Consider the following 24,549-nt stretch of genomic DNA (forward strand, 5'->3'; position numbering starts at 1 on the left):
TTATAAAAATTTACGCACTAAACAACGCAGATATACAATAAGCTCATCGTTAAACCATGGGTTTTTCTGTAACCAAGAAGTATTTCGCCATGACGGATGAGGCAAAGGCATAACATTATAGCCTCGAGGTTGAGGAATGGAAAGAATATTTCTCCAATCACCAACAGTTGCAGAAACGGTTTTATGTTTTAATTCTGTAATGTGCCACTTTTGCGCATAACTGCCAATAGCAAGAACAAGCTTTATTTGAGGCATTGCCTGAAATATCTTTTCATGCCATATTTCTCGACATTCACGTCTTGGTGGTAAATCAGCTTTATTTTTGTCATAACCTGGAAAACAAAATCCCATAGGAACAATAGCAAAGAGAGATTTATTATAAAATTCTTCTTTCGTGACACCCAGCCAATTACGCAATTTTTCACCAGAGCGATCATTAAAAGGGATAGACGTTTCATGGACACGCAACCCTGGTGCTTGGCCTGCAATTGCAATCGAAGCAGTATCGGATAAATAAACGACAGGGTTTGGTTCATGAGGAAGAGGAGGAAAATAATGGGGTTGTTGGACGCAAACACGACAGGAATAGATCTCTTTTTCAAGTTTGATAATTGGGCTACATTGTTTCATTAGTAAATAAAATTAAAAAATATTTTTTTATTCTGTGCGAGGATTTGCTTTGCGCCATTCTTTTGGTCGTTGAAAACTTGATGCCCATATTCCTTTCTTTTTCTTTCTAGCTTCTTGCTCTTCTTTGGGGTATTCATAATAATTTACAGCCCAACCATTATGTACAAGTGTTGCGTTGATATTGCTAACTTGTTTTGTTTTACATGTTGCAAGAATACGGCGATATTTATCTGTTTTTTTCCAGTGACATGTAACAGTTTGATTTTTTAATAGTTGTTCTAAATATTTTTTTGCCTCAAGCCCACAAGGGTAGCGCGCTTCCTTTTTTCCACAAAATTGGTGGAGTTCAGGAGCATCAATTCCAGCTAGTCGAATCTTAATTGAAGAAATCATAATGGTATCGCCATCAATGATTAATGCATTTCCTTCAACAGAGTTTTGAGAAGAAAATTTTTCTTTTTGAGGCAACCGCTGAGTTTTCTTAAAATAAGTTGACATAATGATAAGAATGCTAGCAGCGACAAAAATACTGAAACCGATAACTTTTAGATTAAAGCTTCTTAGATTAAAATGAGAAAAAGATTTTTTCATGAAATAAAGAAACTGCTAACATTATTATAACTCTATTTTAGTATTGTTTATAATTTTAGTATTGTTTATAATTGACCCGAGAAACTTTATTCATATGACGAAACAGTGTTTCGTTTTAATGACAAAATTTTCATTAGATATCACAATAATCAAATACTCATACAGAATATATGTAAGCAACTTAAATAATAAATCAACTTATCCAAATCCGTACAAAACATACAAAGTTTAAAGTAAACTTTTTAAACTTAAGGAAATAAAAAAACATCCCTCAAAAAATAACTTTGAAGAGCAATACTCCCACATTTCTTTTGGAGTATAAAATCTATCAATTTAATAATAATTTTATTTATTTAATTTTTGTTTCCTTAAATTCAACGTGCTTTTTTACAACTGGATCATATTTACGCTTGCTCATTTTATCTGTCATTGTACGGCTGTTTTTCTTTGTTACATAGAAAAAACCAGTATCTGCAGTTGATAAAAGCTTGATCTTAATGGTTGCTGCTTTAGCCATAATGTAAATACCCTATTTATACTGAAAAAATATTATTGCTGTCAAAACTTATTTCCGACATCATCAGATTTTCCGGCAACACTACGGATGTTCTCAAAAAAGTCAAGAGCTGATTAATTTTCTCATAAGTTGGACAAACACCAAAATGACATATAAACCGAAAAAAACAGCCATGGCTATTGAAAAACCAAAGGGTTTAAAGATATCCATGGATTTTCCGATAAAGGTCGGTCCGATGAGCATACCAATTCCATAACAAAAAATAAAAGCAGAATTAGCAGCAGCAAGTTCTTGCCCCTTGAGACGGGCTCCTAAATGTGCAAGACTAATTGTATAAAGGCTCGCTGATACACCACCCAGAAAAAACAAATCAAGCATCAGAATCCATGGATATTGAAGAATCCATGGTACTATAAAAGTTCCTATAAAACCTAGAATAGCGCAACTCATCAGCGGGTAGCGTCGATCTTTGGCGTAGTCGCTTATAATGCTGATAGGAATTAAGAGGAAAATATTCCCAAGTGCAAGGGTTGCCATAAAATGTGCTGCTTCATTCTCATTATAACCAATGGATAAACTAAAGGGTATTATAAGAGTTAATACGCCCATTTGAATGGCCCCGTAAACAAGGACCGCCATCATTGCACTTGGAACGTGAAAAAGATAACGAAAAAATGGCATATATTGATTTTTTTGAAATTCTGGACTTAATTTCCAAGCGGTAAGAATTGGTATAGTAGCAAGTATAATAAGGCTATATCCAACAGCAAAAGGAATAAATCCTTGTGTTCCCACTTTTGCTAGCAGCGTTAGACCTATTATAAACCCTAATCCTAAGACAATAGCATAAATAGAAAGGATCAAACCGCGTTTTTTTGGGGGAGCATAACTGTTGATCCAAAACTCTGATAGGATAAACATAACTGTCATGCTGAAATGTAATATAAACTTTAAAATAAACCAAATCCATATGGGATCAAAAAAATAGAATCCTAAAAAACTTAAAGATCCTATCGCCATCATAAGCAATATTGTTTGAGCGATTCCTAAGCATAAGGCAATTCGAGACGTAAAAATAGCTGCAATAATTGTGGCGATTCCACCAACTGTTCCACTATAGCCGATTGTACTGTTGGAAAGTCCTTTCTCTGCCATAAGAAGAGAGACAAGTTGTGTTCCCATTGCCAATGCTGTTCCAACAGTGCCAATGGTTGCAATAGCTGCAATAATTGCACGCAAAGAATTATTTTGAGAGTCAAAAGGTTTTTTTTTCATGAGAATGGCTTAAGGTACTCTTGTTTATTTAAACAATGAAAAGATGAGCTGAAATGAAAGGGAGCCAAAACTATCCTTTGCAGTTTCTCTCATTTCCTAAGTATAAAAAACTGCAAGATTTTTATATGGTTATTATAGACTTAACAATAAAATTTACCCTCTTGTATACTAAAGAAAGAAGATTGTACATATAAAATAATATAAATATTATATAATATAAGCCATTTCTTAAATTGAATTTATTATTCATATTATATTTAATGGAGGGCAAGAAGATTAATTTTTTCTTTTCCCATAAAAAGTATACTTTTGTTTTTTTAATTTGTTTTTATGGTAGGATGTCGGTGAAAATTTTATTGGACGAGGTTTTGTTAACAGTTCAAAGCATAAAGCGCCAGCAAAAGGTTGTACCGTTATAAGTTTTACTTCTACAACATCACTGAGCTGATAGCCTTTATGGCTACGCTGTCCTACAAGAACATGTTGTGCTTCATCAAAATGATAATAATCATTTTTAAGTGTAGAAATATGGACAAAACCATCTGTATTGAGTTTATCAAGTGAGATAAAAAGACCTGCTTTTGTAACTCCGGAAATGCGGCCTGTAAAAATACGACCGATTTTATTCGTTAAATAGTGAGCAACAAGCCGATCAATCGTTTCTCTTTCAGCCATCATTGCACGGCGTTCGTATAAAGAAACTTGCGTAGCAATTTCTGCAAGATTTTGTTCTTGTGTATCTGTTAATTGATCATTTCCTAATTTGAGAGCTTTAATGAGTGCTCGATGAATAATGAGATCAGCATAACGACGGATTGGTGATGTAAAATGTGTATAGTTCTGCAAATTTAAACCAAAATGGCCACTATTTTTAGGGTTGTACTCTGCTTGTGATTGTGAACGCAAAATAACTTGATTGACTAGTTCTTGTTGTTGAGTATGAGCGACCTTTTCTAAAATTCTATTAAGGCGCGCTGAGGTAAGTTCGCTTCCGCGGGAGAGTGGTATCCCCAAACTTTGAAGAAAGCTCCGAAGTATTTCTTGCTTAGCAAGAGAAGGTTTTTCATGAATACGATAAATGAGCGGCTGGTGATGTTGTTTTAATGTTTCAGAAGCTGCAATATTAGCTTGTATCATAAACTCTTCAATTAAACGATGCGCTTCTAGTTGTGGTTCACTCACAACATCTTTTATGCATCCATTTTGATCAAGAATAATCTTTTTTTCTGCAATTTCTAATTCTAGTGGTTGGCGACGATTTCGCGCAGCTTTAAGGCATGCATAGGCTTCCCATAAGGGGTGCAAAATGCTCTCAAAAAGAGGGGTTATTTTTTCATTTATATTACCTTCAATTGCCAATTGTACTTCTTGATAAGAAAGTTTGGCTCTTACACGAATCATAGTACGATGAAAACTATGTTTTCGTTTATTACCGTTTGCATCAAAAATCATACGAACGGCTAAAGCTGGTCTTTCTTTTCCTTCACGCAGAGAACATAAATCATGAGAAAGGCGTTCAGGTAACATTGGCACAACGGTATCGGGAAAATAAACAGAATTTCCACGTTTCAATGCTTCTTTATCTAAAGCACTTCCTGTTTTGATATAATAAGAAACATCTGCAATGGCTACAATAATAATCCAACCATCATTATTTGCTGGATCCTTATCCTTGGTTGCATAAACTGCATCATCATGGTCTTTTGCATCTGGTGGATCAATTGTAATAAAGGGTAATTGTCGCCAATCTTCACGATTATCCATATTGGCAGCTTTGATATGTTTGGCTTGCTCAAGAACACTTTCAGGAAAAATATAAGGAATTCCTTTCGAAAGAAGCGCTATCATTGAGAGTGTTTTCTCACTCTTAATGTGCCCTAAAACATTCTTTATTTTTGCGCTCTTTAATCCGTAACCAGTATTTTTTTTTATTTCGACTTCAACGAGATCACCAATTTGAATCTTCATTTCTGGAGACATTTCAACAATGAGTTCATTGGTTTTGCGGTCTATAGGATCAAGGCGCCATTGATTATTTTCCAATTTTCGTACAATAGCAAATGCGCTTTTGGGAGATACATCAATTTTACGAATAATTCGTCCCGTATAAGGATGGCTTGAGCTTTCAGAATTTTTATTTCGAAAAACTTTTACAAGAATATGATCTCCAACACCAATATTACTTCCTGTTATGTGATGAAAAGAGTGTATTTCAATATTGGGCTTTGGAGAATCTTCCCATTCAAGAGGTTGTGCAATAAAACTTCCATCTTTATCACGTCCGCTAATTTTTACTAAAGAAACAGGGGGTAATTTTCCTTTGTTTATTGCTCTTTTGTGGTGTTTAGATATGAGATTTTGATCCTTTAACTCACGTAACATATCTCTAAGCCAGATACGAGAATCGCCTTTTAAGTTAAAAGCTTTAGCGATTTCTCGTTTACTTGAGTGGTTAGGATTCTCAATTATAAAGGAAAGGATTGCTTCCTTATTGGGAAAAGTTTTCCCCTTGAATGAAGAGAGATATTTTATGTTTTTTTCACCTTTAGCCAAAATTTATGTCTCTTTTATTTTTGCTTTTGTTTTAGAAGAAGCTCTTTTTGAAGTTGTTTTTTTACTCGATGCTTTAGCCGATATAAGTTCTAGTGCCTCTGGAAGTGTTACACTAATGGGATCTTTATCTTTTGGCAATGTTGCATTAATTTTACCCCAATTGACATAAGGACCATAACGCCCGTTGCGCACGGTAATGGTTCCTCCTTCGGGATGCTCTCCTAATGTTGCCAATGCTTCAGGTGTTGTTCTGCTTTGCCTGGTTTTGTTTTCTTGTTGTTCTGCTAATACTGTAACAGCGCGATTGATACCAATATCAAAAACTTCATCTGCATGAAGAAGGCGCGCAGATTTTCCATTATGGCTAAGATAGGGACCATATCGTCCAATCGTAGCCGTGATTGTTTTTCCGGTTTCAGGATGAATGCCAATTTCACGGGGAAGGGATAGTAAAGCCAAGGCTTTATCAAGGGTTACATTTTCTGCCTGCCATTCTTTTGGTAATCCTGCACGCTTAACTTCTTTGCTTTCACCAAGTTGAATATAGGGACCAAACCGGCCATTACGAAGAGAGATCTCTTTTCCTGTTTCAGGGTCAATACCAAGTATAACAGGTTCATCATTGCGTACAGCTTCATTCTCTTCTCCAGTATCTGTACCAAGTTGGTGTGTGTATTTACATTCGGGATAATTGGAACAGCCAACAAAAGCACCATAACGCCCAAGTTTTAATGATAATTGACCATTTTTACAAAGAGGACAGGAACGCACATCACTTCCATCTTCGCGTTCAGGAAAGGCGAGAGGTGCTAATGTTACATTTAAAGCATCAAGAACATTGGTTATACGGAGTTCTTGGATATTGCTAATAGATGCATTAAATCCATCCCAAAAATCTCGCAATACGTCTTTCCAAGAAAGTTTGCCATCAGAGATAAGATCCAGCTTTTCTTCAAGATCTGCTGTGAAACCATATTCTACATAGCGATTAAAAAAATTTTCAAGAAAGGCTGTAACAATACGTCCCTTGGCATCGGGAATAAGCTTTCGTTTATCAATGACAATATATCCACGGTCACACAATGTCGCTAATGTGGATGCATAAGTTGAAGGACGACCAATTCCTAACTCCTCAAGCTTTTTAATTAATGAAGCTTCAGAATAACGAGAAGGGGGCTCTGTGGTATGTTGTACAGATTCAACTTTTTCTTTTGTAAGTGCTTCACCAGTGTTTATTTGTGGTAAACGTGTTGTTTCATTTTCTTCATTATTTTCTTCGTCTCGTTGATCCGTGTAGACGGAAATAAAGCCATCAAAACGAACAACAGATCCTGTTGCCCGTAGATTTGCACGCTCTTCTCCTTGCTGTGCTTCAATTTCAACGGTTGTACGTTCAATGTCAGCAGAGCGCATTTGGCTGGCAATGGCACGCTTCCATATCAGATCATAGAGCTTTGCTTGATCGCTATCGAGAAAATTACGGACTTGACTAGGATTGCGTTGAAAATCTGTTGGGCGGATCGCTTCATGTGCTTCCTGTGCATTTTTTGCCTTTGTTGAATAAAAACGTGGCTTTTCAGGAATATAGTCTTTTCCGAAAGTTTCATGAATAACTTTTCTTGCTGAATCAATAGCCTCAGGTGCTATCTGCACACCATCGGTACGCATATAAGTAATAAGCCCTGCCGTTTCACCATTAATTTCAATGCCTTCATAAAGCTTTTGGGCAATTTGCATAGTGCGAGAAGCTGAAAAACCTAGTTTTGAAGAAGCTGCTTGTTGTAGTGTAGAGGTCGTAAATGGAGGAAAAGGATTTCTCTTTGTAGGTTTTGCTTCAACACTGAGTGTATGATATTGCGCTTTCTCCAGCATAAAGCGAATTTGGTCTGCTTGTTCTTGAGATTGAATATCAAGCTTGCCTATTTTTCTTTGATTAAACATTGTCAATCTTGCTTGGAAACTATCATTTCGGATGGTTTTTAACTGTGTTGTAATGGACCAATAATCTTCTTTGATAAAATGTTCTATTTCTGATTCACGATCACAAATAATACGCAAAGCAACCGATTGAACGCGTCCTGCTGAACGCGCACCAGGGAGTTTACGCCATAAAACAGGTGAAAGTGTAAAACCAACGAGATAATCGAGAGCACGACGTGCAAGATAAGCATCGACAAGGGATGTATCAATATCACGTGGATTATTCATAGCATCAAGCACAGACTTTTTGGTGATGGCATTGAAGACAACTCTTTTAATAGGTTTATCTTTTAAAACTTTTTTTTGACGAAGAACATCCAGAATATGCCATGAAATAGCTTCCCCTTCACGATCAGGGTCTGTTGCTAATATAAGGCTATCAGCTTCTTTAACGGCTTTTGCTATTTCATTTAAACGTTTAGCGGCAGCAGAATCTATATCCCATTTCATAGAAAAATCTTGATCCGGTAAAACAGAACCATCTTTTGCAGGCAAATCACGAACATGTCCAAATGATGCGACAACTTTGTATTGAGACCCAAGATATTTATTAATTGTTTTTGCTTTTGCTGGAGATTCAACGATAACGATATTCATAATTTTACCCAAATATTGAAATAAAAATTTTTTTATAAACGCCTTTTACGCGAATAGCTAATGCCAATTGCTTAAGAGCACATAAAAAAATATTAGCCATATAAAAAACATGAATATTGTACAACTTATGATTGTCATTATTAGAGTACACCCTATATAGAATTACACGATTTATTTTCCACTGTTATTACAAAAACATACGGCGAAATACTAAGATAACGTCTATTGAGAGGTAGGAGGGGAAATGCTCAAGGATAGAGGATTATGTTTATAAATCATTTAAAAGTTATCCAATATATTACAGACATGTCAAAGCAAATGAATCAGATGGCGCGTCAGGCGCACAGTCCGCTTTTAGCATTGCTTTTGGATATGGTTGCCAAAGAAGGGCAAAGCATTATTAATAGTGCTGAGGCTCTTGGGGAAGATCAAGATTCGACAATGACACACAACCACCAGAGTGTCGAATAAGCTTTCCAGCAAGCTCGAGTTCTACCAACAAGAGGTAGAGAGTTGGGAGTGAAATACCTGAGTGGATACTGAGTGTGTCTAAGTCGATTGGCGTTGTTGAAAGAGCGGAGAGAACTGCTGCACGTGCTGCATCATCATCTGCTAAAGAGAGATCGCTGTTTTTTTCATCTGCTAAATTAAAATTCTCCTTTTCAAGTTGTAAGGAGGATGGTTCCTCAAAAAAATTGAGTTGCGAATTTGGAAGCGGTGAAATTAATGGCGTAAGTGTTTCTATAATGTCAGAAGGATGTGTGGTGAGTAGAGCACCGTCTTTGATAAGATTGTTTGTACCAACAGATCTTGGATCAAGTGGAGAACCGGGAATGGCAAAAATTAGCCGTCCCATTTCAGCTGCTTGACGTGCGGTAATTAAGGACCCTGAGCGCAGGGCTGCCTCTACAACCAAGAGACCAAGTGATAGAGCTGCAATAATACGGTTTCTTCTTGGAAAATCGATAGCACGCGGCTTCCAAGAAATGGGCATTTCGCTGATGATGGCTCCACCGTTGGCAATAATATCTTCATGCAACTTTTTATTTTCAGGAGGATAGATATGATCAATTCCTCCCGCCATGACTGCAACAGTTCCTGTTTTTAAACTTGCTTGATGCGCAACGCTATCAATTCCACGAGCGAGCCCAGAAATTGTTACAAAGTCTGCTTCTCCGAGAAAACGCGCAAATTGAGCTGTAAGCTTTTTTCCCGCAGCTGAAGCATTTCGAGAACCTATAATTCCAATAGAAGTTTTTTGAAAAATTGAAACATTACCTTTGATAGCAATAAGCGGCGGGGGGGCTTCTGTAACCTTAAGAAAAGCTGGATAATCTGGTTCGCCCATACCAATAAACCGGACACCTAATCTTTCAGCTTCTTGCATTTCTTTTTCTGCATCTTCTAAGCTTGCTATTTTTATAGATACAGAACCACCACCTTTTCTACTAAGCTCTGGCAGCGCTGCCAGAGCATTTTCTGCTGTTTTATAATGATCAATGAGATTGCGAAAACTAACAGCTCCAATATTTTCACTGCGCAATAACCGTAACCAGCTTAGACGTTGACGATCAGTAAGCAGGATTCCTTTATTTATCTCCGTGTTGCGTACCAATCTTACTTTCTTCCCCAATTAATAATCTACTGATATTTGCAGAATGTTTTATAAACACAAATACGCTCATCACAATCAGCATACAATAGAAATAAGAAGCGGAAAAATAAAAAACAAATATCGGTGTGATCGTAACAGCAATAAGCGCAGATAATGAAGAATAACGCATGAGAAGAAAAATCGCACTCCATACAATAATAAAAATAATTGCTGCGGGCCAATAGATTCCTAAACAGACCCCTAGATAGGTAGCAACACCTTTGCCACCTTTAAATTTAAGCCATACGGGGAAAAGATGTCCTAAGAAAGTAAAAAAACCCGCTAGAGAAACAAGTATACTATTGTCTAGCGGATTACTAAAAAACTTTATAATCAAAACAACGATAGTTCCTTTTAACATATCACAAAGAAGTGTTAGAGCAGCAAGCTTTTTATTTCCTGTTCGTAAAACATTTGTTGCTCCAATATTGCCGGAACCGATTGTTCTTATATCACCAATTTTGAACAATCTCGTAAAAAGAAGACCAAATGGAATCGAGCCAATGAGATAAGATATGAGGAAAATAAACCATGGAGTGGACTGAAAAAATATTTCTGCTTCATTCATTAAGAATCTCATTAAGTTTGTTGATCAAGTTTAAAAACGGATTTCCCTTTCACAAAGGTCTGGAGCACACGTCCTTGAAAACGTGCATTATCAAAAGGGGTATTTTTTGAACGTGAATAGAGCTTCTCTTTCGAAACAACCCATGGTTCTTCAAGATCAACCACAATAAGGTCTGCATGAGCCCCTTTTTTGAGTGTTCCTGCATTGAGTCCAAAGAGCTTTGCAGGCGCCGTTGACAAAAGTTCCGTTATCCGTAGAAGAGATAGGCTCTCATTATGATAAAGACGTAAGGCTGCGCTCAATAAGGTCTCCATACCAATAGCGCCAATTGCCGCGTCATTAAATGGTAAATGTTTTGTGTCGATACTCTGAGGATCATGAGAAGAGACAATAACATCTATAATCCCATCCTTTATTGCTTCAATCATTGCTACACGGTCTTCTTCTGTACGCAATGGGGGCATTAAGCGAAAAGAAGTGCGATATTGTCCAATGTCATTTTCATTGAAAGATAAATGATTAATAGATACACCCGCTGAAATTTTCTCACTGCGTTTTTTACCTAAACGAAGTGCATCAGCAGAGAGTGCTGTCGATATTTGAGCGGCATGATAGCGTGTTTGCGTTAATGCTGCTAAACGTAGATCTCTTTCAAGTGGGATAACTTCTGCTTCGCGAGGAATGCCAGAAAGACCAAGCCAACTGGCAAGCAGTCCTTCATTCATCACACCTTGCCCTGTAAGATCTTTATCTTGCGTTTCATGCATCAATGGAACATCAAAATCGCGTGCATAAGTCATTGCACGCCGCATAACAGATGAATTTTGAAGTGTTTTTTTTCCTTCACTAAAGGCAACGGCTCCAGCATCTTTGAGCAAACCAAATTCGGTTATTTCTTGTCCGTTGAAACCTTGTGTGATTGAAGCAACGGGATAAATATTGACCAATGAGATTTCCTGTGCTGTATGCGTAATAAATTTAACGAGTGCTACATTATCAATAACTGGATGCGTGTTTGGCATCATAAGAAAGGAAGTAATACCACCTGCTGCGGCCGCGTAACTTGCTGATGTAATTGTTTCACAATGTTCATTCCCTAATTCTTCAACAAAAACGCGCGCATCAACAAGTCCAGGGAGAATTGCTTTGTTTTGTGCGTTAATAACTTCTGCTTCTTCAGGGAATCCCTGATTCAGAGCTTCTTTTCCAGCGGCTATAATTCGTCCATTTTCAACAATAACTGTACCAATTTCATCGATTGCGCGCGAAGGATCAATAATACGAGCATTTTGAAAAACAACTGGTTTTATCATTTTTTTTCTCCACTGATCTTTGCGCGTGAATCTAATAGAGCCTCCATGACAGCCATACGCACTGCAATTCCCATTTCTACTTGCGTATGAATCATACTTTGTGGTCCATCTGCTATATCGGATGCAATCTCTACACCACGGTTTATTGGACCAGGGTGCAGAATAATAGAATCATTTTTGGCATAGGCTAAATTTTCTTTATGTAAGCCAAAATAATGGAAATATTCACGCGTAGAAGGAATAAAAGAGCCTGTCATCCGTTCATGCTGTAAGCGCAACATCATGATAACGTCAGCATTTTTAAGACCTTCTTTCATCGTGTTAAAAACCTCAACACTCATATGAGCGATTTCTGCGGGTAAGAGTGTTGAGGGAGCAACAGCACGAACACGAGCACCCAAAGCATTGAGACACAGGATATTGGAACGGGCAACACGTGAGTGTAAGATATCTCCGCAAATCGCAACAGTTAATCCTTCAATACGACCTTTTGCCCTTTTAATGGTTAGAGCATCTAATAAAGCTTGGGTTGGATGTTCATGAGCACCATCACCTGCATTAATAACACAACAATCAACTTTTTGCGCTAATAAAGCTGCCGCTCCTGCACTGTTATGGCGAAAAACCAGTATATCTGGCTTCATCGCATTGAGAGTTGTAGCAGTATCAAGTAATGTTTCTCCCTTTTTTACAGATGAGTTGCCGATCGCAAGACTCATCACGTGTGCACCTAGCCTTTTACCCGCTAATTCAAAAGAAGATTGTGTTCGCGTAGAGGCTTCAAAAAAGAGATTAATTTGAGTCCGTCCATGCAAAGTAGATTTTATTTTATCAATTTTGTTAGAAAGGATAATATTTGCTTCTGCACGATCAAGCAATGTATTAAGATCTTGTACACTCAGATCTTTAATAGCTAAAAGATGTTGATGAGGGAAAAGTGGGAAAAAATTATCTTGCATCATAGCATTCTTCTTTATCTCTCTCTAAACAGGTTAAACAAGCATTTGTTTGAATATGATAAATGTTTCTTAACTCTAAAAAGACAAATAGTCTATGATATGAATGATTTGAATGTAGGAATATACCTATGAGTGCTGTATCTGCGCAAAATACTCGTCGAAAAAATACATTTCTTAGCGATACGCTTATGTTTCGTATTGCTTCTACTTTGCCTAAGTTTTTGTTAGCAAGTTTTGAAGAAATAGGGGATTTTGCCGCGAGTCGAGAAGCATGGAAACTTTCTTGCTTAGCGAATCATTATAAGCCTTTATTATGCTATAATGATGAATGGGGGCAACCAACGGAAAAATTAGAGATCCATTCTTCCTATCAAGCTCTTCAACAATATTCTAGACAAGCAGGTTTGGTTACCTCACTTTGGGAAAATGCGAGCTCAGAAAATGGAGTACGCTATCAAGCGCGTGCGATTCGTTTAGCTTTATCTGCTGGTTTAGAAACAGGACATTTGAATGAAGTTATCATAACGAGTGCAGCTATTGCTGTTTTAATTAGTGATATTGAGCTCTTCAAAAGATGGCAAAATGTACTTTTATCACGCCAATATGATTCCTCATCAAAGCCTATTCATCATAAAAAGGCAGCTTCTCTAACTTGTGCATTTGACGATATTGAAAAATACGCTTTCAATTTTCCAAGTGTTAAGAAAATTTCTTTCGATGAAAGTATGGAACGTGATCTATATCGTTTAAATGTTGTAAAAACCAACGTTATTAATCCTACCGCTGACGGATATCTTGTTAGTGCAGATTTAGATGGTCATTTAAGTTGTTTTTTTATTCCACGCATACAAGAAAATGGTGCATTAAATGGATCTATATCGATTCGTCATTTAATTCAGCGTTCTGGAGAACTGTTAACACCAGAGGGGGTTGTCGACTTCCAAGGCAGTTATGGCTGGCTTTTGGGAAATGCTGGAGAAGGGCTTAAAGTTATTAAAGATATCGAGACGATGATGCGTTTCGATCAATCTGTCATGTCGGCAGGTGTTTTACGAGCTGCTCTTCAATTTGGTATGGATTTTTTCCGGAAAAAAATGCCCAATCAGCCTTTACCTCCACTGACAGAACGTATTTTTGCAGATATTGCATTAGATATAGCTGCCTCACAAGCATTGGTTTTGCGTTTAGCAAGAGCATTTGACAATGCAGCAAATGACCGTTCTGAAGCAGCTTTTGCCCGCATTATGACACCTATTATTGCTTATCATGTAAGTCAATTGGTTGTGCCTATTATTGGTGAAATTATTGCACAACTTGGTATTGAAAGTTTTATAGAGAATAATCCATTATCACAAATGTTGCATAATGGGCCTGCGCGAATTGTGAGAAATAGTTCTGCTAATCAATTGGTAAAGGATGCCATTCTTATTGCTGAAAAAGCACCGGGATTGTTTCAGAAATTGTTGGAAAAAATTGCTCTTGATATTGGACCAGCGGGACCCCGAGCAATTGAAATTATTAAGTCAGCAGGTGATATGGCATCAGCAAATGAAGGTGCAGGAAGATTTTTTGTTGAACAAGTAGCTTATGCAGCAGCAGCAGCAGCATTACGTTCTACAGACATAGAACATGTTGCGAATGCCTATATGGAAAGCCGCCTTGGGGGACAATGGAGATCTTCTTACGGGATGCTCATTGCACGATATAATGCAGGGCATTTGCTCAATGTCCTCTATCCTTCCATATGATGAAAGTTTTGAATTCTATTGAGAGCACCTTGCAATATAAAAGCGGCGGCTGCCGAATCAATACGGCTTGCTCTTTTAGCGCGCGATACATTCATTTCTAAAAGAGACCGTTCCGCAGCAATTGTTGATAAACGTTCGTCCCAAAAAACAAATGGAATTTTTGTATAAGCTTTCATATTGCTCACAAAAGCTCTGGTTGCTTGAACACGAGAGCCACTGCTTCCATTCATGTTAAGAGGTAAGCCAATGATAATAACGCCTACATTTTCACGGTCAAAAATTTTAATAAGTGTGTAAGCATCTTCTGTAAATTTTTTTCGCTGTAGTACAGGACGCGGATTTGAGACAGTCAGCCCCATATCAGAAATCGCAATTCCGATAGTTTTTGTCCCTAAATCTAAGCCTGCTATTGTTTGTCTAGGCAAAAGATGTTTTATAACTTCATCTATATTAATAACAGTCATAAAGGTATAATACGTTTTTTAATGTTTCAGATCTATAGTTATATTCTTTATTCATGTTATCTAATATTCTTGCACTTACAAGTGCACCCTTGTATAGCCAGAATAAAGATCAAATAAATAAACAAAAAAGCAGAAAGGCGTAAAGAGTATGTCTGTTGATCAAGAGACAGTCAAGCGGATAGCACATTTAGCAAGGATTGCCCTCCACGATGATGAGATAGAACCTGTGACAAAAAAATTCAATGCTATTTTAGGTTTTGTAGAGCAATTGAATGAAGTTGATGTCAGTGGGGTTGAGCCATTAACATCTGTGATGCCGATGACTCTACGAATGCGTGAAGATAGTGTTACAGATGGCGATAAAGCAGCAGATATTGTAGCCAATGCCCCTGTTACAGAAGAAAATTTTTTTCTTGTCTCAAAAATTGTTGAGTAACTTTTTATATTTTTGAAATTTGAGAACCAATATGACTGATTTAACAACTCTCACAATTGCGCAAGCTCGTGATGCTCTAACAAAGAAAAATCTCAAAGCAACAGAATTAACGGAAGCTTATTTACAAGCAATAGAGTTGGCGAATCCAACTTTGAATGCTTATGTAACAATAACAGCAGAACAGGCAATGAAAATGGCTGCTGAATCAGACAGTCGCTTAGCGAAAGGGCAGGGAGGGCTTTTGGAAGGAATTCCCTTGGGGATTAAAGATCTTTTTGCAACCTATGGTGTTCATACTCAAGCCTGTTCAAATATCCTTGATGGTTTTAAACCGCACTATGAATCAACTGTCACGGCTAATTTATGGCAAGATGGTGCTGTGATGTTAGGAAAACTTAATATGGATGAGTTTGCTATGGGCTCATCCAACGAAACATCATATTATGGTCCCGTTATTAGTCCATGGAGAAAAAAAGGCTCAAATGAAAAACTCGTACCCGGTGGTTCTTCGGGAGGATCCGCAGCCGCTGTTGCTGCACAAATTTGTGCTGGTGCAACTGCAACCGATACAGGTGGCTCAATACGTCAACCAGCAGCTTTTACTGGAACTGTGGGAATAAAGCCAACTTATGGACGTTGTTCGCGATGGGGCGTTGTCGCGTTTGCTTCATCTCTTGATCAAGCTGGACCTGTTGCTAGAGATGTTCGTGATTGTGCTATCTTACTCAGATCAATGGCCTCTTTTGATGAAAAAGATTCTACTTCCGTCAATTTACCAGTTCCTGATTATGAAAGTTATCTTGGTCAATCAATCAAAGGAATGAAAATCGGTATTCCAAAAGAATATCATGTGGATGGAATGTCTCCAGAAATTATTGAGCTTTGGCAAAAAGGAATAAATTGGTTAAAAGAAGCAGGTGCTGAGATTAAAGATATTTCTTTGCCCCATACAAAATATGCTCTACCTTCTTATTACATTATAGCTCCTGCAGAAGCCTCTTCTAATTTAGCGCGTTATGATGGTGTGCGTTTTGGTTTGCGCATGCCTGGGAAAGACATCATTGAGATGTATGAAAATACGCGTTCTGTTGGTTTTGGTGATGAAGTCAAGCGGCGTATTTTGGTGGGAACTTATGTCCTTTCATCTGGTTATTATGATGCCTGTTATCTAAGAGCTCAAAAAGTAAGAACACTCGTAAAACGTGATTTTGATCAATGTTTTGCTTCAGGCATTGATGCTATTTTGACACCAGCAACACCAACACCTGCTTTTGGTATTGCTGATGAAAAAATAAAAACTGATGCTGTAGCAATGTATCTTAATGATATTTTTACGGTACCAGTCAATATGGCTGGTTTACCAGGAATTTCTGTTCCTGCTGGTCTGTCATCAAATGGTTTACCTCTAGGATTGCAATTGATTGGTAAACCTTTTTCTGAAGAAGTCATTTTTCAGATAGCGCATATTATTGAACAAGAAGCAGGAATATTCAGTGCAGAAAAATGGTGGATGTAATAGTCAAAATTCACAAAGGAGCATTTCTCATCCTTAATGAGAAATGCTTTTTTTAAAGGTGGAGGGAATGAGCTCTATTTCCTTAATTCGTAGTCTTTATCCACCAAGATAGGCTTCTTTAACACGCGAATCAGAGAGCATAGTTTTTCCTTCACCGTGAAATAAAATATGTCCTACCTCTAAAATATAAGCATAGTCAGCTATGGAAAGTGCAGCAAATGCATTTTGTTCAATAAGAAGAACAGTTTTTCCCATATCATTAATTTTTCGAATAATAGAAAAAATTTCTCGAACGAGAAGTGGTGCTAACCCCAACGAGGGTTCATCTAATATGACCATATCAGGATTGCTCATGAGTGCACGGCCCACAGCAACCATCTGTTGTTCACCACCTGACATTGTTCCTCCCAACTGTTTTGCTCTTTCACGTAGGCGCGGAAAAAGGTCAAATATCCATTCAATATCACGGGAAATTCCCTGCTTATCGTGACGAATATAAGCACCTAGATGAAGATTCTCTAAAACAGTGAGATGGGGCATGATACGTCGTCCTTCAGGACTTAGAGCAATCCCTAATCGCAAAATCTCTTCTGGTGATTTTTTAATAATAGATTTGCCATTATAGGTAATTTCTCCATAAACAGAGCGATTAAGCCCTGTAATAGAACGTACAATACTGCTTTTTCCTGCACCATTGGCTCCAATTAAAGTGACAATACTGCCCCGCTTTATGGACATAGAAAGATTTTGGACAGCTTTAATGGCGCCATAATGAACGTAAAGATTTTTTATTTTAAGAATATCCATAAACATCTCCGCCAAGATAAGCTTCAATAACTTTAGGGTTATTACGAATTTCATCTGGTGTACCACTGGCAATGCAACAGCCATATTCCATAACCAAAATATGTTGGCAAAGCCCCATAACCACTTTCATATCGTGCTCAATAAGAAGAATTGTAAGATCAAAGTCTTTTTGCACTTTTGCTATGAATTTTCTAAGATCTTCACTTTCTTGTGGATTCATGCCAGCAACAGGTTCATCAAGAAGAAGCAATTTGGGCTTTGTGGCTAACGCACGTGCAATTTCTAGACGTCGTTGCACACCATAAGGTAAAGCTGTTGCCGATTGATTGGCAAGATGATCAAGTTGTAGCTGTTCAAGGAGCTCCAAGGAATTTTTATAAACTTCCTTCTTTTCTTTTATTGCTTTTGAAAAAAAGAGAGCTGAAGAAAACCAAGGATATTTTTGTCGAACATGCGCTCCTACCATAACATTCTGCAAAACCGTTAACCCTGAGAAAAGACGAATATTTTGAAATGTTCTGGCAATATGGCTTCTACAGATAATATAAGGAGACGCTCCAGAAATTTTTTTCTCATCAAAAAGAATGATGCCGCTTGTAGGAGCATAAAATCCAGAAATCATATTGAAAACTGTTGTTTTTCCAGCACCATTGGGACCAATTAATCCAGTAATACTTCTTCGTTTAATTGCCATATTAACATTATTTACAGCAACTAATCCGCCAAAACGCATTACAATATTATTGAGTGAAAGGATATTGTCGTTCATAGCTTTCCCTCAGTATTAGAAAGCTTTTTGCGTGTCAAAAAGCTATAAATTCCATTCCATGAAAATTCTCGTTGTCCCATTAACCCTTTTCTCCAAAACAAGATAATTACCAGCAATAAAAGAGAAAAAACAACCATACGAAGCCCTGGGGTTTCTGGAATATGTATAAAACCTAAGTCAAATGGACTTTCAATAATACGAAGCCATTCAAGCATGACTGTAATAATAATGCTGCCAATAATGCTCCCTGTAATTGAACCGAGACCACCAGCAACAACAATCATTAAAATATTAAAAGTCAGAAGAAAATTAAACATTTTTGGATCAATGGTTGAAATAAGAGCCGCCATTAATGCGCCACCTATACCTGCAAAAAATGCTCCAACAGTAAAGGAAAAACTACGGTAGAAAAAAGCATTAATTCCCATAGTTTTCGCAGCTATTTCATCATCACGAATAGCACGTAATACGTTACCAGTATTACTCTGCAGTAAGAGGACAATAAAGAGAACTGTAAATGCTAGCCAACCATAGTTCCACCATAATGTTGCATTTTGAGGTATTCCTTTGATTCCCAAAGAGCCATTTGTGAGCGATGTTGCGTTCGTAATGACAATGCGAATAATTTCCGCAAAACCTAATGTTGCAATTCCAAGATAATCGCCACCAAGACGCAATATTGGTAAAGCAATTAATAAACCTACAACAGCAGCACACAAACCACTTACGACAACAGCGATAAAAAAAGGTAACTGCAAATGATATAATGGTTCAGCAATAGGCTCAAGAATCCACATCATTTCTTTTTGTTCAGGGGAAAGAAGTAAAATTGCGCAAACATAAGCACCAATAGCCATAAATCCAGCATGTCCAAGAGAAAACATACCTGTGAAACCGTAAATCAAATTAAGCGAAATTGCCAATATCGCATTAATAGCAATCAGATTGATGATACGAAGCGTATAGTCATTAAAATGGCTATCAGCATAAAATAAAAAACCTATGAGAACTAAAACACTTATACACGATAAAACAGTTGTCGCTGACTTTGCCATTAGATTTTCTCCTGATTTCTTTTACCCATTAATCCTGTGGGCAATATCAATAGAATCAGAATCAATAAAATGAAAGCGAAGGCATCTCGATATCCAGATAGCGCGGGGAAAAATGCGATAATCATAATTTCAATAAACCCTAATAACAATCCTCCCAACATTGCTCCTGGTATCGAACCAATACCTCCGATAACAGCAGCAATAAATGCTTTGAGACCAGGAAGAACACCCATATAAGGCTGAATTTGAGGATAACGTAAAGACCACATAATGCCTGCTATGGCGGCAAGAGCTGAGCCTATTCCAAATGTAAACGCAATAACTTTATTGACAGACACACCCATCAAACGTGTTGTTTCAATATCATGGGAGATTGCGCGCATAGCAAGACCCGGTTTTGTTTTATGGATAATCCATAATAGTAATAAAATAAGAATTAATGACACAAAGGGAACGATCAGAGACATGGGAGCAATTCTGATGATACCATCTGCTCCTGATCCTAGATGCCATAAAAATGGTGTTACAAGAAAGTCTGGCTGTTGTACACCTTTCGGAACACCACTAAAGAGTACAGTAGCAAGATTTTCAATAAAAAAAGAAACACCAATTGCACCGATAAGTGCCGAAATACGCGGAGCATGGCGTAGAGGTTTATAAGCAAATTGATCAACAGCAACACCCACAGCACTTGTAATAAAAATGGAAAAACAAAGAGCTAAAACCCAAATCGGTGTAAAGTCTTGCGGGGAAATTTTAAAATAATAAACAAATCCTAGCGCAAGAATTAAAAAAGCAGCAATCCAATAAATTGGAGGACGCCTTTTAAAGCCTATAAAGACCGAATAATAAACAAGAGCAGCAAGGAACAAAAGAAGAAAAGCTGCCCAAGCAGGCATAAAGCCAATTGTGGAAAAGAAAACAAAATATGCTCCCAGCATAAAGATATCACCGTGAGCAAAATTAATGAGTCTCAGTATACCGTAGACCATGGTGTAGCCAATAGCAATAAGCCCATAAAGAGATCCCAATGCCAGTGCATTAAAAAAGTACTGGATGAACATTTCAGTGCTCATCTCTCATCCTTCCACATTTGTTAATTTACATAGGACAATAAGAAATTTCTAAATTTGGTTGAGAAAAAAATCCTCAACCAATTCTTGCATTTTAGTAAGTAAAACTTTTTAATTAAAAAGCAGGTTTAACTTCTTCTAAATAAACACGTTTTCCATCCTGTATTTTAATGATACCAATAGGAATTTTAGGGTTATGATTTTCATCCATTGACATATCCCCAAAGGGGGTAGGAAAATCTTTTAATTGGCTAAGTGCGATAGTAATTTTTTCACGATCAGTGCTACCAGCATTTTCAATAGCCTTCATGAACATCATATAACTCGTGTATCCCAAAACAGAATTGATATTTGGCTCTTTGTCTGGGTAAGCTTTTTTCCATTCTTTTGTGAATTCTTGCGCAGCTACTGACATATTTGGCATATCCTCACTATAGGGAAGTGTCGTATGTAAGAAACCTTCTGCAGCTTTTCCTGCAATCGTAATGGTTTCTGGATTATCCATAGCATCTCCACCCATAATTTGAAACTTAGCCCCTAATTCTCGTGCTTGTTTCATGATGATAGCACCTTCAGAAAAGTAAGATGGAATGAATAAGATATCAGGTTTCTGGGCGATAATTTGCGTGAGAACAGCTGAAAAGTCCTGATCTCCAGAATTATAATTTAAATTTGAGATAACTTCACCACCTAATTTTTTGAAAGCACGCGTAAAATAACTTGCAAGACCAATAGCATAATCGCTTGAAATATCTTTAAGGATAGCAGCCTTTTTTGCGTGTAAAGTTTGGCTTACATAAGTTGCGATTCCTACTCCTTGATAGGAATCAATAAAGCAAGCACGAAAGTAATATTTTTTACCCTGTGTAACAAGGGGACTTGTTGAGGACGTTGCAATGGTTGGAGTCTTTGCCTTTTCAGATATTTCACCACCTGCTAACGAGAGCGAAGAACCATAGCTACCAATGATTCCACTCACTTTTTCACTTGCTGTTAAACGCATAACAGCATTAGCCGCTTCTACTTTATCAGACTTATTATCAATAATAACAAGTTCTACTTTACGTCCTAAAATTTCTGGAACTTTTTTATGGGCTAATTCTATACCTCTAATTTCAAGCTGACCTCCAAATGCATTTTGACCACTTAATGGAAGATAAACACCAATCTTAATAGGTTCACTCGCATAAACATTTGCTGTAAATGCCATAAATGCTGCGATTATCGTAAGGATTTTCTTCAATTGCATTGCGCATTTTCCTTAATTGAATTGTCGTTTTTTCACCTTATATTGAACTTCTTCATCATGCAAGTTACACATTAATCAAAATATCATTATGTAAAAAAACTTTTATATGACCTCTTTTGTAGGGCACTCCTTGTAAGGTATGTAAAGTGTACAATCAAATAGTTTTATAAATATTCATGTTGATATTCTCTGACATTAACATAGAAGATACGACAATGTGGGGAAATCTTATCTTGGGGCTTGCGTGTTGATACAAGAGCAATGTTTACTTAAACCTAGAGAATCAATATCGTACAATTTACAAGCTACAGGATCACGTTATTATGACGAGTAAGGATGCATTAAAGGATTGTTCCCCATCTGAGGATAGTATAGGTGCTTGTGGGGAGATTATCGAAATCAGTGGTGTCATTAAGTGGTTTGATGGTAGTAAGGGGTATGGATTTATTGTACCTGATTTACCTCATTTTCCAGATATATTATTGCATGTTACGGTAATGCGAAGGGATGGTTTTCAAACAGCTTTAGAGGGAGCTAAAGTCATTTGTGCTGTGGAAAAAACTGAACGAGGGTTAAAGTGCGTTCAGGTGAAATCCATAGATTGTTCTTCAGCAATTCATCCATCAGAAGTTCCTGCCCGTACCCATGTTGTTGTTACTCCAGAAAGTGGACTAGAACGAGCAATTGTTAAATGGTTTAATCGTGACAAAGGATACGGTTTTCTTAGCCGAGGGCAAGGAACAGAAGATATTTTTATTCATATGGAAACATTGCGCCGTTTTGGTTTAGCAGAGCTTCGTTCCGGCCAAGTTGTTCTTGTACGTTTTGGTAAAGGAGAAAAAGGTTTAATGACAGCAGAGATTTATCCGGACATAGGCATTCCTTTAGCTACGCATTGAATTTCACGAGTGAAATCAGTGTGTTTTCTATATTTTTAAAGATGGTTATTCCGTAAATTGCTATAGAGGTAGATTTTTAAAGAAAATATGGCTCTCGTTAATCCATAAACCAAATGAAGAAAATTTCGCATATTACGTTGAAAAAAACTAGAAAATAACAAGGAAGCAATCCTCTTTTTTTTGACTTTTAAACTCTGGTACTTTTTATTTTAGAAACAAAATTTAAAATTTTTCTGTGGTGGAGACAAGAATGTTAAAGCCTTTTAAAAAGGGGTATATTGTTTTATTGGTGATGCTTTTTATGTTAGATATGCGTGTTGTTGTAGCAAAGGAGCCCATAGAGATTCCTGTGCATCCGATTCCTTTAGAAATACATACAAAGCAAGGTCCGGTTTTTTATAAGGTAGAGATTGCTTTTACGCCATCTCAAGCGGCAGCTGGTTTAATGTATCGAACTGATTTTCCACGCGATCGTGCAATGCTCTTTAAGCAGCTAAAAAGTTATCCATCGGGAGATGAGCAGAAAATTTTTATGTGGATGGCAAATACGCCTTTACCTTTAGATATGATTTTCTTAAACTCTGAGGGAATTATTGTATCGATTATTGAAAATACTTCTCCATTTTCAACAAATACCATTTCATCAGAAGTTCCTGCAGCTTTTGCACTTGAAATTAATGCTGGTGAAGTTTCTGAAAAACAGATACAAAAAGGACAACGTGTTATTCATCCTGTACTTTGTGGAAAGTGCAATAAAAAATGACCGCTGAAGATATTCGTTTTTTTGAATATAATGGTTTGCGATTTGCTTATCGAGAAGAAGGACAAGGCGCTCCTGTTTTGTTGATCCATGGTTTTGGATCTTCTGCACGGGTGAATTGGTATGCAACAGGTTGGTTTCGTATTCTCACGGAAGCAGGATATCGTGTTATTGCTCTTGATAATCGCGGTCACGGAGATTCAGTTAAAAGTTATGATCCTATCTTTTATACACCTCAAGCTATGGCTGGCGACGCAGTAAAGTTACTGCAGCATTTAGAGTTATCTAAAGCCCATGTTATGGGATATTCTATGGGGGCTCGTATTAGTGCTTTCATGGCTCTTTTGCATCCAACATATGTACACAGTGTTATTTTTGGTGGTTTAGGTATTGGTATGGTGACGGGAGCAGGAAATTGGGAGCCCGTTGCTGAGGCCCTTTTAGCAGAAGATATTTCCACTATTACCAATACGCGCGGTTTAATGTTCCGTAAATTTGCAGATCAAACGAAAAGCGATAGGCGTGCTCTTGCTGCTTGTATCATTACATCAAAACAGGAGTTAACGGCGTCTGAAGTTTACAAAATCAAACAACCAGCACTTGTTGCCGTTGGTTCATTAGATGAAATTGGCGGTGATGCAGAGCCATTGGCAGCCTTGTTGCCTTGTGGTGAAGCTTTATCAATTCCTGATCGAGATCATATGCTTGCTGTAGGCGATAAAGTTTATAAAAAAGGCGTTATCGATTTTCTTTCTCGTTATCCTATAAAATAAGAACTCTTCATAGCTTTTAGAATTTACAGAAATACCCAATATTTTTATTTCGTATAAATTGAAAAAAGCTTATTAAAAAATCTTTCTGTTATGACGTAAGTTTTTATAAAAAATGAAAAGAAAAATAAACTCTTATTAGCTTATTTTGTATATTTTCCAGAGAGGTAATTCTTCTAAGATTAGATAATTATACTTTAAAGGTTATTAAAAAGAATTATTTTCGAATGATGTAATAAATATTTTTTGCTAAAAAATGTAGTTTTAAATAAAAAAATATTTTTATTTGTATTTTTTATAAAATAAACAAAATTATAAATTATTGATCAATTTATTCTTACGAATATGCATTTTAAATACAGATGC

General features: G+C 37.0%; 23 protein-coding genes. 7 read left to right on the forward strand and 16 right to left on the reverse strand.

Features of this window, described 5'->3' with window-relative positions:
- The 6 genes from ACFIMP_RS02895 to topA form a co-directional block, all read right to left on the reverse strand.
- Positions 1 to 630 (reverse strand): uracil-DNA glycosylase family protein, encoded by a 630-nt coding sequence (locus ACFIMP_RS02895; RefSeq protein ID WP_375613408.1) that lies wholly within the window; start codon positions 628 to 630, stop codon positions 1 to 3.
- A 27-nt stretch (positions 631 to 657) separates the two neighbouring features.
- Positions 658 to 1,221, reverse strand: a complete 564-nt coding sequence (locus tag ACFIMP_RS02900) for a thermonuclease family protein (protein ID WP_375628149.1) — start codon at positions 1,219 to 1,221, stop codon at positions 658 to 660.
- A gap of 349 nt (positions 1,222 to 1,570) precedes the next feature.
- Complete coding sequence (rpmG, locus tag ACFIMP_RS02905) at positions 1,571 to 1,738, reverse strand: 50S ribosomal protein L33 (protein ID WP_004864083.1); 168 nt, start codon at positions 1,736 to 1,738, stop codon at positions 1,571 to 1,573.
- Between the two features lie 102 nt (positions 1,739 to 1,840).
- On the reverse strand, positions 1,841 to 3,013 hold the full coding sequence (locus ACFIMP_RS02910; RefSeq protein ID WP_273791015.1) for an MFS transporter: 1,173 nt from the start codon (positions 3,011 to 3,013) through the stop codon (positions 1,841 to 1,843).
- A 276-nt stretch (positions 3,014 to 3,289) separates the two neighbouring features.
- The gene (rnr, locus tag ACFIMP_RS02915) at positions 3,290 to 5,566 is read right to left on the reverse strand and encodes a ribonuclease R (protein ID WP_375650382.1); all 2,277 of its coding nucleotides are present in this window, start codon (positions 5,564 to 5,566) and stop codon (positions 3,290 to 3,292) included.
- A 3-nt stretch (positions 5,567 to 5,569) separates the two neighbouring features.
- Positions 5,570 to 8,143, reverse strand: coding sequence for a type I DNA topoisomerase (topA, locus tag ACFIMP_RS02920; protein ID WP_375611939.1), 2,574 nt, complete (start codon positions 8,141 to 8,143; stop codon positions 5,570 to 5,572).
- A 264-nt stretch (positions 8,144 to 8,407) separates the two neighbouring features.
- Between topA and ACFIMP_RS02925 the strand changes: the two genes are divergently transcribed.
- Positions 8,408 to 8,614: a hypothetical protein gene (locus tag ACFIMP_RS02925; RefSeq protein ID WP_005773510.1), complete on the forward strand. Its 207-nt coding sequence runs from the start codon at positions 8,408 to 8,410 to the stop codon at positions 8,612 to 8,614.
- Here ACFIMP_RS02925 and dprA read toward each other — a convergent pair.
- Genes dprA through ACFIMP_RS02945 form a run of 4 tightly spaced genes read right to left on the reverse strand, consistent with a single transcriptional unit; the run spans position 8,544 to position 12,640 of the window.
- A complete protein-coding gene (dprA, locus tag ACFIMP_RS02930) occupies positions 8,544 to 9,776 on the reverse strand; it encodes a DNA-processing protein DprA (RefSeq protein WP_375621280.1) in 1,233 nt (410 codons plus the stop codon). The two genes, ACFIMP_RS02925 and dprA, sit on opposite strands and share 71 nt — an antisense overlap.
- Complete coding sequence (plsY, locus tag ACFIMP_RS02935; protein ID WP_273791019.1) at positions 9,733 to 10,365, reverse strand: glycerol-3-phosphate 1-O-acyltransferase PlsY; 633 nt, start codon at positions 10,363 to 10,365, stop codon at positions 9,733 to 9,735. The genes dprA and plsY overlap by 44 nt, the downstream gene beginning before the upstream one ends.
- Positions 10,366 to 10,376: 11 nt before the next feature.
- Entirely contained in the window at positions 10,377 to 11,678 is a 1,302-nt protein-coding gene (locus ACFIMP_RS02940) for a dihydroorotase (RefSeq protein WP_375685968.1), read from the reverse strand.
- The gene (locus tag ACFIMP_RS02945) at positions 11,675 to 12,640 is read right to left on the reverse strand and encodes an aspartate carbamoyltransferase catalytic subunit (RefSeq protein WP_375638414.1); all 966 of its coding nucleotides are present in this window, start codon (positions 12,638 to 12,640) and stop codon (positions 11,675 to 11,677) included. The genes ACFIMP_RS02940 and ACFIMP_RS02945 overlap by 4 nt, the downstream gene beginning before the upstream one ends.
- A 125-nt stretch (positions 12,641 to 12,765) precedes the next feature.
- On the opposite strand from ACFIMP_RS02945, the gene ACFIMP_RS02950 reads away from it, so the two are divergent.
- Positions 12,766 to 14,385 carry an acyl-CoA dehydrogenase family protein gene (locus ACFIMP_RS02950; protein ID WP_375685969.1) on the forward strand — a complete coding sequence of 540 codons (1,620 nt, stop codon included), beginning with the start codon at positions 12,766 to 12,768 and terminating at the stop codon, positions 14,383 to 14,385.
- Here the strand turns inward: ACFIMP_RS02950 and ruvX are convergent.
- Entirely contained in the window at positions 14,370 to 14,849 is a 480-nt protein-coding gene (gene ruvX, locus ACFIMP_RS02955) for a Holliday junction resolvase RuvX (protein ID WP_375611932.1), read from the reverse strand. The genes ACFIMP_RS02950 and ruvX overlap by 16 nt on opposite strands.
- Before the next feature lie 148 nt (positions 14,850 to 14,997).
- Between ruvX and gatC the strand changes: the two genes are divergently transcribed.
- Complete coding sequence (gene gatC / locus ACFIMP_RS02960; protein WP_375606898.1) at positions 14,998 to 15,285, forward strand: Asp-tRNA(Asn)/Glu-tRNA(Gln) amidotransferase subunit GatC; 288 nt, start codon at positions 14,998 to 15,000, stop codon at positions 15,283 to 15,285.
- Positions 15,286 to 15,316: 31 nt separating this feature from the next.
- Positions 15,317 to 16,801, forward strand: a complete 1,485-nt coding sequence (gatA, locus tag ACFIMP_RS02965; RefSeq protein ID WP_375685970.1) for an Asp-tRNA(Asn)/Glu-tRNA(Gln) amidotransferase subunit GatA — start codon at positions 15,317 to 15,319, stop codon at positions 16,799 to 16,801.
- 96 nt (positions 16,802 to 16,897) lie between these two features.
- Here the strand turns inward: gatA and ACFIMP_RS02970 are convergent, their stop codons facing one another.
- The 5 genes from ACFIMP_RS02970 to ACFIMP_RS02990 all read right to left on the reverse strand — a co-directional run bounded on the left by ACFIMP_RS02970 (position 16,898) and on the right by ACFIMP_RS02990 (position 21,754).
- Entirely contained in the window at positions 16,898 to 17,608 is a 711-nt protein-coding gene (locus ACFIMP_RS02970; protein ID WP_273791026.1) for an ABC transporter ATP-binding protein, read from the reverse strand.
- Positions 17,595 to 18,377 carry an ABC transporter ATP-binding protein gene (locus ACFIMP_RS02975; RefSeq protein WP_375613415.1) on the reverse strand — a complete coding sequence of 261 codons (783 nt, stop codon included), beginning with the start codon at positions 18,375 to 18,377 and terminating at the stop codon, positions 17,595 to 17,597. The genes ACFIMP_RS02970 and ACFIMP_RS02975 overlap by 14 nt, the downstream gene beginning before the upstream one ends.
- Entirely contained in the window at positions 18,374 to 19,432 is a 1,059-nt protein-coding gene (locus tag ACFIMP_RS02980) for a branched-chain amino acid ABC transporter permease (RefSeq protein WP_375613416.1), read from the reverse strand. The genes ACFIMP_RS02975 and ACFIMP_RS02980 overlap by 4 nt, the downstream gene beginning before the upstream one ends.
- Positions 19,432 to 20,508, reverse strand: a complete 1,077-nt coding sequence (locus ACFIMP_RS02985) for a branched-chain amino acid ABC transporter permease (protein WP_375611928.1) — start codon at positions 20,506 to 20,508, stop codon at positions 19,432 to 19,434. Before ACFIMP_RS02985 ends, ACFIMP_RS02980 begins: the two co-directional genes overlap by 1 nt.
- 112 nt (positions 20,509 to 20,620) lie before the next feature.
- Positions 20,621 to 21,754: an ABC transporter substrate-binding protein gene (locus tag ACFIMP_RS02990; protein WP_273791030.1), complete on the reverse strand. Its 1,134-nt coding sequence runs from the start codon at positions 21,752 to 21,754 to the stop codon at positions 20,621 to 20,623.
- A 323-nt stretch (positions 21,755 to 22,077) separates the two neighbouring features.
- Between ACFIMP_RS02990 and ACFIMP_RS02995 the strand changes: the two genes are divergently transcribed.
- The 3 genes from ACFIMP_RS02995 (at position 22,078) to ACFIMP_RS03005 (ending at position 24,186) form a co-directional block, all read left to right on the forward strand.
- On the forward strand, positions 22,078 to 22,653 hold the full coding sequence (locus tag ACFIMP_RS02995; RefSeq protein WP_273791031.1) for a cold-shock protein: 576 nt from the start codon (positions 22,078 to 22,080) through the stop codon (positions 22,651 to 22,653).
- Between the two features lie 250 nt (positions 22,654 to 22,903).
- Entirely contained in the window at positions 22,904 to 23,416 is a 513-nt protein-coding gene (locus ACFIMP_RS03000) for a DUF192 domain-containing protein (RefSeq protein ID WP_375613417.1), read from the forward strand.
- A complete protein-coding gene (locus tag ACFIMP_RS03005; protein ID WP_375613418.1) occupies positions 23,413 to 24,186 on the forward strand; it encodes an alpha/beta fold hydrolase in 774 nt (257 codons plus the stop codon). Before ACFIMP_RS03000 ends, ACFIMP_RS03005 begins: the two co-directional genes overlap by 4 nt.
- Positions 24,187 to 24,549: the final 363 nt, after the last annotated feature.

Source organism: Bartonella sp. AP65SXKL (assembly GCF_042195725.1).
In the GTDB taxonomy this organism is placed as follows: domain Bacteria; phylum Pseudomonadota; class Alphaproteobacteria; order Rhizobiales; family Rhizobiaceae; genus Bartonella.